The sequence below is a fragment of the Apilactobacillus sp. EABW-1NA genome (assembly GCF_030398685.1).
Taxonomy (GTDB): domain Bacteria; phylum Bacillota; class Bacilli; order Lactobacillales; family Lactobacillaceae; genus Apilactobacillus; species Apilactobacillus waqarii.
The window spans coordinates 72,027-86,039 of the sequence record NZ_JAPDKO010000001.1 but is presented as its reverse complement, the minus strand read 5'-3'; the positions used below and the strand labels follow the sequence as shown (position 1 = coordinate 86,039).

Annotated in this window: 1 protein-coding gene; it reads left to right on the top strand. The window is 42.2% G+C overall.

Going from position 1 to position 14,013, the window contains the following annotated elements; genetic code table 11:
- Positions 1-146: 146 nt before the first annotated feature.
- Complete coding sequence (locus tag OEZ61_RS00125; RefSeq protein WP_290046499.1) at positions 147-13,886, top strand: DUF5776 domain-containing protein; 13,740 nt, start codon at positions 147-149, stop codon at positions 13,884-13,886.
- Positions 13,887-14,013: the final 127 nt, after the last annotated feature.

Sequence of the window (14,013 nt, the reverse complement as noted above, 5' to 3'; positions counted from 1 at the left end):
ATATTTCATAAATATTAAGAAAATATAAAGAAAATATTAAGACTTCACTTCTATAATTAAAACAGTTTTTAATTTAAATTAAGAGTGGTATCATAATCAAGACGATAGGTATAAATATATAAATTGCATTTTTAGGGGATGATATATTGCAATATAATAAAAATGAATTTAATAAAGTAAATGACAAAAAAGTCATGAAAAAGGTTAAGAAACAATGGGTTGTTGTATCCATTGCGACCTTAGCTATTTTAGGTGCGTCTGCATACGGTATGACAAACACTTCCCAAGTGGTTGTTCATGCTGATACAACAGGTGCATCAGGTACATCAAGTAGTGATAATGGTAATGAAAACCAAGCTGAACAACAATCTTCAGCTACGAGTCTAGGTACTGCAGATGGTTCTGCTGGAAGATCAAAAGCCACATTATCAGCTTTCCAATCAGATTATGATGCGGCGTATAGTTCAGCTTCAACTTCAGCAAGTTTAGCTGCTTCTAACGCAGGTTCAAGTGATTTTACCGCTAATAAGTCAAAGGCTTCTTATGCAAACCACCAAGACGCATACGATACAGCATACTCAGCTGCATCAACTGCTGCTAGTGTAGCTGCATCACAAAAAGCACATGATGACAGTGTGGCTGCATCATCAAGTGCCGTAAGTGCAGGTATTAGTGATTACGCTAAAGGCAGGTCAGCTGCTTCAAATGTAGGAGATGTAAACCAATCTACATATAACAGCGCATACAGCCAAGCAAGTAGCGGATTTTATGCTGCTTTGAACAGTAGTACAGCTAGTGGTGCTAACACTTCAGACGCTAACTACCAAGCTGGATCATCATATGAAGCTAAATACTCAGCTGCGATTTCAGCTGCCATTAATGATGTTGTTATGAGTAATGGTAACAACATGGCTTCTTACTCAACCGATCAAGGTGCTTACTACAGTGCTGCTTATGCTGGTGCTCAAGTTGCCATTAATGCATACTCAAATGCTACTCAAGGTAATGGTACTGGTACTCAAGATTACAACTACTACAACAACACCGCTAACACTTCCTACACTTCAGGAAATGGATCAACAGCTGCAGTTAAACCAAACATTAACACATCAAATTGGGGCCAAGGTTCAAGCGCTACATATAACGCTTCAGCAGCCGCTTCATACACTGGTTCATACAATGACAGTTACCAAGCAAATAAGGGGGGAGCTGATAACCCTAACGATGCTTATAACTCAGTAATTAGCTATGAAAATGACTTAGGTCTAAAATTCAATAATGCACAAAACACTTCAGTTAAGATTAATGGTCAAAATGCAACATCTGGTACAGCTAACATTAAGGTAGCTTCACAATCAGATGTTAATACCAATAATTCTGCATTCTATGGTGCGTTATCTGACGTTTACAAGTACGCAACTTCTGCAGCTCTTGCTAAACAAGGTATGGTAGATGCCGAAAAAGGTAAGTGGACAGGGGTTATTGGTGATGGATCTGCTAAGGGTAAAACCCAAGATTTCTATCTAACAAATAATCCAAACGTTAACACTAGTTCTACTAACCCATACGATCAAGGATACTTAGGGGCAAAGGCCGCTATCGCTGCTCAATTCAATGGTGGTAACTCTGTTCAATCGATTTCTGCCATTGATGCCTCAAGTAAACAAGACAAGAACTACATCGCTGCATACAATGACGTTGTAAGTCAAGCAGCACAAAACGTTGTGTTCGTATCTACTGGTAAGCAATTTGACGGTATTATGAATAACTCAACATTGTTAAGCAAAGGTTTCACAATTAAGTTGGTAAATGATATTGACTTACATCCTGTTAGTACAGCTCAAGAAAATGATGTTAATGTAAATTCTACAGATGGTAAAACTTTTGTGATTGATGGTCAAAATCATATTGCTGATATGTCTGGTCAACAGTATAAATTTAATACAAACTCAACTAGTAATACTCAATTATATGTACAAAACTTCCAAACTCTATATGGAACTAACTATTTTGGACCATTCTCATTATCTAATGGTGGTGCAATTTACTACAAGAATGTTAACTACGTTGGTTCACAAATCTTGTCAGCCAAAGGTAACTACGTTTATGTTGATGGTAATGTGAACGTCTTCCAACGTGATGATGTTTACGATTCACCGTTCTTAAAGGGACAAGGTGCCCAAGGATCAGGTAACCAAAATAACCTATCAATTGCCAACATGGTGTTAAACAAGGGTGCTCACTACTTTGGTTCAGTTGGTTCAAATACTGGTTCTAACGTTGTTTACATTTCTGGTGGTGGTAATCTTACCTTAGGTGAAGACTCGAGTATGACATTGATTCCTAGAGGTAACGCAACTGGTGGAGACGACGGTGCTGACCAAGGACCTATGGGTGTCGATATTCAAAATGGTAGTTTGACTGTGAACAAGAACGCCAACTTGAACATCATGCCAGATTACTCCAACACCTACCCAGCATATGGTGCCGGTGGTGGTATCTATGTAGGTAGTAATGGTGGTGTTCGTGTTGATGGAGGTCGTATTAACATTGAATCTAACCAATCACCTAAGATGTATGGACAAACAAATGCACTACTTTATGTAAATAGTGGTTCAAATGTTTTAGCAACCAATGGTGGTACCATTCAAGTTAAGGTTGCTCATATCAGTGACAATCGTGCTCCAAGTGCTCCAGCGTCTGGTGGTGGATTAGTTTACCTAAATGGTGGTACTGTTCAAGTCGCTAATCGTGGTAACTTAATCTCAGCTATTTCTGATGGTTCTGGTGCAGGTGTTCCTTTAGTTTACGGTAACTTGATTGTCAACAACTCTGGTGATAGTCACGTTATCCTAGATGCTGGTTCAGCTAGAAACAGTAATGGAAACAACACCAACCCATTTGTTAGTGGTGGAAATATTAACGCCTACACTGGTAAGGTTAATGGTAAGATTTACTACAACTACCAAATGAACCCATCAAGTCAATACACTTCAACTGATCAATATTTGAAGACAACAAATAACACACCTTATTCTGGTGGACAAATCTTAGACATTAGTAGTATTCCTTCTGTATATTTCGCTAACCCAATCAGTGCTAAGACTAACAGCGATGGTTCAATCACTGTTTCTGGTATTGCTAAGGTTGCTGGTTACGATGGTTCTGACTATGCTAAGCAAAACGTTTACCTACAATTTGGTATTGATAAGAATTCAACAACTAACTACAATGATTCCGGTATGACCACATTCCTAACTACTGATTCAACCGGGAAGACTGTTCAATACTCAAACCCAGCTAAAGATGATAATGGAAATATTGTTGATAACAACGTATACTCTGCAACATCATCATCAAATGTTAATCAAATTCCAATTAACTTCACAATTCCAGCTAATCAAGCTAATGGAATTAAGACTGTTGGTATTTACATGAGATATGGTGTTAATGGTATCTACATGACTGCAACACCAAGTGCTAATGGTGGTAGTGACTATAGTTCATCCATCGTTGGTTACTCAGCCGGTTCAAACGGTGTATTATCTCAAGATTCAGCCGCAACTGTTCAAGTTAATAGTGGTAAAGGTCAAGATATTACTGATGGTTTAAACAATGCGATTGCTGATGCCACAAACGGTACCAACTCAAAAGATCCATTAAGATATCAAAAGAACAACGATTATACTGGTGTTTACGATAGTGTAATGAGTGGTTACAAAGCTGCAACTCCTCAATTGCTACAACAATTAGGAATTACGGACCCAACCAAGGCCCCTACTACACTTACACCTGACCTTTTGGCTAAGATTCAACAACTACCAGAATATCAAAAGGCTTCTAACCCAAGCGCCTTCATGCAAGGTTTACAACAAGCATATCAAGATTACTTAGCAAACTCACAAGCCGCAAACGACATTGCAAATGCAAGTCCAGCTGCAGCTGCTTCGATTGCTAACGGTAGTCAAGATTCTGCTTATAAGAAGAACTATGCTGCTAGTTACAACACAGCACAACAAGCTCTTAACGATGCAGTTGCTGGTACCAAGACTAACAGACCTGCTGACACAGACCCAACTGGTCAACAAGTTTACGATAAAGCTCAACAACAATATAAAGATGCTCAACAAGCCATGGTTGAAGCTGCCCAAGGTACTACAAACAATCCAAACAACTTAGACCCATCAGCTTACCAAGCAGGTCAAACTGCTTACAACCAAATTGTCAATGACGTAAGAAGTGGTAAGAAAGAATCATCAAACGATTCTCCTTTCAACCAAATGTCACCATTGCAACAAACCTTATATAACCAACAATATGATGCCATTAAAGCAAAATACGATGCTGGTCAACAAGCTGCATTGAGTGGTCAAGCTGCTCCATCAGATCCACAAGCACTTGCTGGTTACAATGATGCAAAAGATGGTTTCAACAATGCCCAAGTGTCTGATACAGAAAAGAATTCACCTGCATACAAGGCAGGTCAAGCTGCCAAGACTGATGAACAAGCTGGACAACAAGCAGCAATGAGCGATTCAAATGCACAACCTACTGATAAAGATTCACAAGCTAAGAAAGATGGTCTACAAGCAACAAAGGATGCATATGCTGCTGCAAGTGGTCAACAAGCTCCACTAACAGCCGATCAACTAGCACAAAAATCATTACCTTACCAAGACGCTTATAAGGCCGCTCAAAATAATGCAAACAACACTGTTGCTCAAGCGGAAGCTGACTATAAGAATGGTACAACAGCTAACAAGCCCCAAGGTAATGGTGTAGATGCTGCGGCTTACAAGAAGGTTCAAAATGATGCTGCTGCCGGTGCTAATGCTGCTAGTCAACCAGGTAGTGCAGACACACCTGATGCAAACCAAACACCTGCATACAAGATGGGTTACAACGTTGCTAAGGGTTCAGCTGACGCTTTAAATGGTGCTACAAAGAATCCTAACAACACTAATCCAGAATATGGTAAAGCATACGATGAAGCGACTGACGGTTTTAATGGTGCAAACAACACTGCCCCTGAAAACCAAACAGCTGCATACAAGGCAGGTCAACAAGCTAAGGAAGATTCGCAAACAGGTGCTGATTTAGCAACTAAGGGTCAAGGCCTACCAACTACCCCAGCTCCATCACAAGCTGAACAAGATGGTTATCAAGCTACTAAGGATGCTTATGATGCTGCTGCTGGTAAGAAGGCACCTATTTCAGACACTGATCTAGCTAAGAAGTCATTAGCTTACCAAGACGCCTACAAGAAGGCACTTGCTGCTGCTCAACCTGTAGTAAACAACGCACTTGCTGATTACAAGAACGGTTCAACTGCTAACCAACCAAATGATCCAAACAGTGCTGCTGGTCAAGCATACAAGGCCGTTAAAGATGATGCCGCTGCCGGTGCTAATGCTGCTAACCAACCAAATAGTGCAGATACACCTGCTTCTGACAAGACACCTGCTTACAAAGAAGGTTACAACATTGCCAAGGGTGTAAGTGATGCTGAAAATGCTAAACAACCTTCATCAACTAACCAAGACCCTGATTACACTAATGCTTACAACAACTTTAATAGTGGAAAAGCGCAAGGTGAAAGTGCTAAACCAACTGATTCTGCTCCAGCTAACGCAGATCAAGCAACCAAAGATGGTTTCGCTTATGGTCAAGGAATCGCTGCTCTTAAGAATGCCAAGAACCCAGAAGATCCAAATGCTTCTCAAGGTTTAACTGGTAAACAATTAGATGGTTTCAATGCTGCTAAAGTTGGTTACGAAGCTGCAATGAAGGGCCAACCTGCTCCAACTGCTCCAGCCGCTGCTGTTGAAGGTTACAACTACGCAAAAGCGTTAACTGATGGTTCTACTGCAGATAAGAGACCTGATACTGCTACTGGTAACGATGACCTACCAACTGAACAAAAAGCTTACGATGACACTCAAGCTGCCGTTGCACAAGCAAAGGCCGATATTAAGGCTGGAAAGACTGGAAGCCAATTAGCTCCTAGTGATGGTAACGCCAACAATAAGGATGTATACGATAAGGCTTACGCCGCTGCTGTTAAGGCTTACCAAAACACTGATCCAACTGCTACTGCCGCTTCTGCTGGTATCAAGGATGATGTTGTCGGTGCCGCTGCATTCGAAGCTGCCAAAGCTGACGGTCTAAAGGTTCAAGGTGCTAAGGCATTCACAGATGGTAAGGCAAACAACCAAAGTGATTCTAACTTTACCAAGGGTTACAACGATGCTAAACAAGGATACGCCGACGCATTACATGACAAGAGTGCGCCATCTAATGCCACAGATGAGTACAACACAGGTGCTGCTGCCGCTGCTAACGATAAGGCTGGATTCCTAAGCGCTGAAAACGGTAAACCTGATGACTCAGATGCCGCTAAGGGTGCTGCTGCTGCTATTGCTGCAGTTAAGGCTGCCAAGGGTAAAGACTTAGATTCATTACCTGAAAGCAATGATTCAACCAAGCCTGCATCATACAACAACGCTTACAACGCTGCGTTAGAAGATGCTAAGCAAGCTGCTAAACAAGGTATTGCTTCACAATTAACTCCAGATAGCACAAACACTCAAACCCCAGTTCCTGGTGCATTAGCCGATGTTTACAAGGCTGCTGCAAGTGACGCTCAAAAGGGTTACGCTGAAGGATTAACTGGTAAACCAGTATCGGACAGCAATAATGCTAGCGAGACTCAAGGTAACCAAAAGGGTGCTTCTGATAAACAAAAATATGAAGATGCTTTAGCTGACTTTGCTAAGGGCATTACTGACCCAGCAAATGCTTCAACTGACCCATCATTGAAGTCAGATCCTGTTTACAGATCAGCTATTTTCGCTTTAGTTGATGCTTCTAAGGGAACAACTGGTAGTGATAACTCACCTGTATACACAGTTGCAAACTCACAAGCATTAGGTGCCAAGGATGCTCAAGCAGAAATCGCTAAGGATGCTGCTAAGGGTACTGATCCACAACCAATCACTGACCCAAGTGATCAAAGACTAGCTCAAACCCCAGCTAAGGATAAGCAATCATACATGAACGCATATAACGATGCTATCAAGGGTTACAATGCTGGTAAGAACAACACATCTGACACAGCTACTAACAACGACCCAGCTGATCAAAACGCATTTAATGCTGGTAAGACAGCTGGTGAAGCTGCACGTGGTGCAAATGATGCATTGAACGGTAAGAAGTCAAACGATGATGTTGCTGCTGATTTAACTAGCAATGATCCAGCTAAAAAGTCATACGCGCAAGGTGTTACTGATGCTAACAATGGTTACGCACAAGGTCTAAACGACGCAACTCCAATGAGTAGTGACGAATTAGCTAAGAAGACCCCAGCTTACCAAAAAGCATACGCTCAAGGACAAGCTGATAAGGCCGGTGTTGATGCTGCTAAGTCACAACCAACTCCAGATGCTAACAACGTGCCACAAAGTATCGCTAACAATAAACAAGCTACTGATGCTTACAAGGGTTACGCTGCTGCCATTGCTGCAGTTAAAGCTGCAAAGGGTGACGCTACTAAGGCTGATCGTCCAACTGACTTTGATTCACAAACTCCAGACTTCAAGGCTGCTTACCAAAAGGCAATGCAAGATGCTGTAGATGCTAACAAGGCTGGTCAAGATTCCGTTGCTAACCCAAGTTCAGCTGCTGCTCGTCCAAGTGACCCAGCTCAAGCCGCTGTATACGATGCTGCTAGAAATGATGCAAGCAAGGGTTATGCAGAAGGATTAACTGGCAAACCAGTTTCAGATGCTAATAATGGCAACGAACAAGCTGGTCAACAAGCTGGTCAAAACGACAAGGCTAAGTACGAAGCTGCTGTTAAGGATTATGCTAATGGCATTACTAAACCAGAAAATGCTTCAAACCCAGCTAACGCAAATGACCCAGTATACCAAGAAGCATTGAAGGCAATTGCCGACGGAGCTCAAGGTAGAACTGATGCTAATGATAAATCACCTGTATATGCGGTTGCTAACTCACAAGCATTAGCTAAGAAGGATGCAATGGATGCAATCAAAGCAGCTAACGCTTCTGCTAATGGTACTGACCCACAACCAATTACTAGTGACAGTGACCCAAGACTTGCAAATACTCCTGCAACTGATAAGGAATCATACAAGAATGCATTTAACGATGCTATCAAGGGTTACAACGCTGGTAAGGCTGATGATTCAAGTGTTACACCAACTAATTCTGACCCAGCTGACCAACAAGCATTTAACGATGCTAAGGCCGCCGGTGAATCTGCTCGCGGTGCAAATGATGCATTGAACGGTAAGAAGGAAAATGCAGATGTTGCTTCTGATTTAAACAGCACTGATCCAGCTAAGAAGGCTTACGCTCAAGGTGTTACTGATGCTAACAATGGTTACGCACAAGGCCTAAACGACGCAACTCCAATGAGTAGTGACCAATTAGCTAAGAAGACTCCTGCTTTCCAAAAGGCCTATGCTCAAGGACAAGCTGACAAGGCCGGTGTTGATGCTGCTAAGTCACAATCAACTCCAGATGCTAACAACGTGCCAGATAACATCAAGAATAACCAACAAGCTGCTGATGCTTACAAGGGTTATGCTGCTGCCGTTGCTGCCGTTAAAGCTGCAAAGGGTGACGCTACTAAGGCTTACCGTCCAAGTGACTTTGACTCACAAACCCCAGACTTCAAGGCTGCTTACCAAAAGGCAATCCAAGATGCTGTAGATGCTAACAAGGCTGGTCAAGATTCAATTGCTAACCCAAGTTCAGCTGCTGCTCGTCCAAGTGACCCAGCATTAGCTGCTGTATATGATGCTGCTAAGCACGATACTAACAAGGGGATGGCTGAAGTATTAAGTGGTAAGCAAGGTAATTCAGATTCTTCAAATCAAAACGAACAAGCCGGTATTCAAGCTGGTACCCAACTACAAGCTGCATACCAAGCTGCCGCTAAGGACTTTGCTGCTGGAATTACTGACCCAACTAATGCAACTCAAAAATTCAGTGATCCTGATCAAGTTCAAGCTTACAAGGATGCATTAGCTGGTATGAAGGATGGTTCACAAACACCTGCTTCAGACCAAAATGATCCTAAGAGCAATTCACCAATTTATGCTATTGCTAAACAACAAGCACAAAACGTTCAAAACGCTGTCGCTGCTGCTCAAGGTAGTCAAAATGTTGCTGACGGTCATCCTAACCAGGATGCTGACCTAGCAAAAGCAACTGGTTACGACAACGATGACAATAAGCCTGACATGAATGATGCATACACTGCTGCAGCTAACGCATACAGCGATGCAATCAACCATACAAATGGTGACAATCCTACAGATCAAAGCAAGTACAGTCCTGCTGATCAAATGGCTTATGCTCAAGCTTACAAGGCTGCTAAGGATGCTGCTGCTAAGGGATTAACTGACTTTGGTAATGGTAACAAGGATCAACAACCAAATAACCCAGCTGATAAGGCTGCTTACAACAAGGCTCAAAGTGATGCTCTTGATGGTTTGAATGATGGATTAGCAAACAATGTCGATACTAATAAACAAGGTAACAACCCTGCATACAAGCAAGGTGTTGACGATGCTGCCGCAATCAAGAAAGCCGCTGAAGATGCCGTAAATGGTACTCCAGATGCTGGTAAGTCAAGCTTAGTTTCAGATGCTCAAAAGGCTGCTTACGATGCCATCAAACCTGCTGCTGACGCTGGTCAATCTGAATACACAAATAACCCAGATAAGTACGCTGGTAAGACTGGTGACGCCTTGAAGACCGCCGCTAACCAAGCAGCACAAGATAAGTATCCAAACGATCCATTGAAGCAAGCTGCATTTGCTCAAGCAATTGAATCTGCTGGTGACGCATTTGGTAACGGTGCTAGCGCATTCGGTAATGGTGAACAACAACCAACTGGTATTGCTGCTGCTGGTTACCAAGCTGCTCAACAAGCATACAATGCTGCAACTGACGGTACTGGTAAACCTGAAAAGGTAAACGGTCACTACCCAACTCCACAAGGTGTTACTCCTTCTGATCAATACGACAAGACATTTGATGCCGCATACGACAAGTACAAGGCAGCTGTAGATAACGCTGCTCAAGATACTGCTGCAAACGGTGGTACTGCTACTAAGGCTGATGACTCAAATGTTTACAAGAACGCTACACCTAAGGAACAAGCTGCTTACAACGATGCTGCTACTAAGGCTGCTAAAGGTATTGCAGATGCTAAGTTAGACGACCCAACCAAGGATGCCCAATACGGTACTACCAAGGATGGTAAGTTCGTTCCTAACGATGACACTGCTGCTCAAGCATACGCTGGTGCTAAGGCAGGTTATGCTGACGGTAAGACTGGTGCTACTAACGAACCAACCAACGTAAGTCCTGCTTACAAGGCTGCTTACGACAAGGCTAATGCAGATGCTAAGGCTGCTGCACATGCTGGTGTTGAAGACTTTGCACAAGGTTTACCTGCAGCTAAACCAACTGAAGATTCTCAAGCTGCTAGTGATGCTCACAGCAATGGTTTCAACCAAGCTGCTGCTGGTTACCAAGCTGCTATTAATAACCCATCAGGTGACTTCTCAAGTAACCCAGATGCAAGTTACCAAAAGGGTGTTGATATGGCTAAGGCTGCTGCCGCTGCTCGTGACAACGTTCTAAACAATGGTGACAACGCTCAACCTACTCAAGGTGAAACATCAACTGATCCAGATGTACAAGGAGCCGCTAAAGCTGCTGCTGCTGCCGCTAAGGCTGCATTAGCAGATGGTAAGAATGGTTTAGATAAGGTTACAAATACTGATCAAGTTCCTGATGAATTCAAACCATATGCTAAAATTTATGCGGATGCCTACGCAACCGTTCAAGATGCTGCTACAAAGGCTGCTCAAAATGGTGCTTTAAACTTTGCTTCAGATGGTAAAGAAGGTAGTCATAACACTGATAATAACGATAAGTCAGTTGATGCTGTTGCTAACCAAAAAGGTTACGATGACGCTAATAAAGGTTACCAAACTGCACAATCTAACCCAGATGAAGCTGCAAGTTCAAATTCAGGTTCTGTAAATGAAGATGAAGCTGCCAAGGGTGCTGCCGCCGCATTTAACGATGTTGCCGGTAAGGACAATGCTAAGCCAGGAGATCATGCAACTTCTGATAACAACCCTGTATACAAAGCTGCTTACCAAAAGGCATTAGCTGAAGGTAAGGAAAATGCTTCTGATGGTGCTGAAGCATTGTTCAACAATAACCCTAATAACTCAACTGCAAACGCTTCAACATTAGCTAAGCCAAACGCAACTACTGCTGCAGATAAGGCATTTAACAAGGGTCTAGAAAATGCTAAGAACGCTCTAGCTGATGCTCAAGCAAACGATCCTTCTAAGGATGCTCAATACGCTGGTAACAATGCTGATACAGATGCTGGTAACGTATACCACGCAACTCAAGATGCATACAACGCTGTATTGAATGGTCAACAACCATTAACAGCAAGTCAACTAGCTTCTAAGGATCCTGTATATGCTGCCGCATACAAGAACGCATTATCACATGCTCAAAATGCTTCAACTAATGGTGCTACTGACACTAACGATAACGGTTCATCATATGATCCAAATGTTTTTGCTAAAGCTGTTTACGAAAAGGCAAGAACTGACGCAAACAAGGCATATAACGATGCTCTTGCAAACAAGGATCCAGAATTAAAGGATCACAATGGTATTGATAAGGGTTCAGTTGCTTACCAAGCCACTCAAAACGCTATCAATGACTACTTGAAGAACAACGGTAATGCTAAGGAGGATCCAACCGCTGCAGGCATGGATCCAGCTAATGCTCAAGCTTACAAAGCTTACTATGAAAAAGCTAAGGCTGCAGTTGCCCAAGCTGCAACTGATGGTGTTAATGCTTACCTTGGGGGTAAAGCTATTGACGACGTTCCATCTGTTGAAGGTGACAATACTGGTTTAGGTCAAGTTGCTAAGGAAGCTGCAGAACGTGCTGAAAAGGGTCATGAAGATGCTGTTAACAACGATGGTCGTGTCAGCGATGCTAACCAACCAATCGCAACAGACCCATCTTACCTAACTGGTTTGAAGGGTGCCCAAGATGCTGCTAAAGGTGTTGCAGAAGCTAAGGCTGACGCAACTAAACAACCTGATGTAGCTGCTCCTCAAGCTGAAAAGGACGGATTCAACGGTACTGTCGATGGATACAACAAGGCTGCAACTGATGGAAGTATCAAGCCTCAAGATATCGATGCATATATCGCTGCTAACCTAGGTAACAAGTCAATTGCTTACCGTGACGCCTTCAAGAACGCATACCTAGATGGTCTAAAAGTTGCTAAGGCTGGTGCTGACGCTGCAAACGCAAACGAACCAGACGCAACTAACGGTCAAAATGGTGCAGCTCAAAAGGCTCAATCACAAGGTTACAAGGATGCAACTAACGCATTCCTAGACAAGCTACATGGTGTCGACGACAAGGACGCAACTTCAAATACTCCATCTTCTGTTGCTGGACGTCAAAGAGCTAGCCAATATCTACTAGCCCTACAAGATGTTGCTGAAGGTCATCCAAATACTGGTAGCACTGATCCTGATTACCAAAAGGGACTAGCTACTGCTCAAGCTGCTGTTGCTCAAGCTGTTGCTGATGCAAAGGCTAACAAGCAATTACCAGCTGACCTAAGTCAAATCCCAGTTCCAGATGGTTCAGACCCCGTTGCTTACCGTGATGCTTACGCTGGAATTCTAAGTGGTTTCTACAACGGTTACAACAGTAAGTCAACTGATTCTGGTTCAACTGATGCTTACTACAACATCGCATTTGGTATCGGATATGCTAAGGGTAAAGCAAGTATCCCAACTGATACTTCAGCTCCTAGCGACTTCTTGAACAACAGAAAGATGCCAACAATCACGGATCCAGCTATTGCTAAAGCATACAAGCAACAATATGAAGAAGCTAAGTCTGGTTTCTATGATGCTCTATACAAGAGAGGTTCTAAGTCAAATAATGCATACTACAAGGCAAGTTACAAGCTTGCTCAAGATGGTTTAGCTGGTATGAGACTTGCTGCTAAGGGTAATACTAAGGCAAATAGAGATATTCTTAAGACTAAGGATGCTTCATTCGTCGATGGTTACAACGGATATCTAAAAGGTATCGCTGCAGCTAAGAGAACACTTAAGAAGAACAAGAAACTTTCTGCTAAGGATCTTCTAAACAAGGATAAGCTATACAGCTACACCTTCAAGGAAGGTTTGAAACATGAAATCAAGATTCAAAGAGCTCATGGTAAGAAGTTCGGAACTAGAAGAGCGCTAGAACGCTTCGCAATTCCTAAGAACATCTACACTCATCATTCTGAAAGCTATGCTCGCACATACGTTGCAACATACAAGAAGGAAATGAAGAGACATATGCCAAGATACATCTACAATGTAGGTACTATCTTTACGCATAACCATGTTAAATTCACTCGTCATACTCGAATCAGAAAATATGCTTACTCAGCAAGATACAATTCAACTGTATTCAGAGTAGTCGGTGTGAAGTACTACAAGAACCGTATCCCAAGATACCGTTTAAGCAATGGCGCTGTAGTAACTGCAAGTCCAGCAGTACAAAACGCTTACTACAAGAAACACTTTAAGAAGTATCGTGTAATCAAGCCTACGGGTGTATTGATCCATACTGGTAAGACTTTCACTAAACGTAATTCAGTAAGAAGATTGTACAGAGGAGAAGTATTCCATGTACGTAAAGTGGTTAAATTCCATGGTATTACTCGTCTATATGTTGGTAAGAGTGCTTACATTACTTCTAACAAGACATTTGTCAAAGCGATTATCAAATAATTGCTAATAAAAAGAGCTACTGGATAATTTCAGTGGCTCTTTTTTTATATACTCATATTAAAAAAGGGAATAAAGTTTAAGATTTTTTTAAAAATAAGTTTATTAAGTCTTTTTGATTAATAATAGA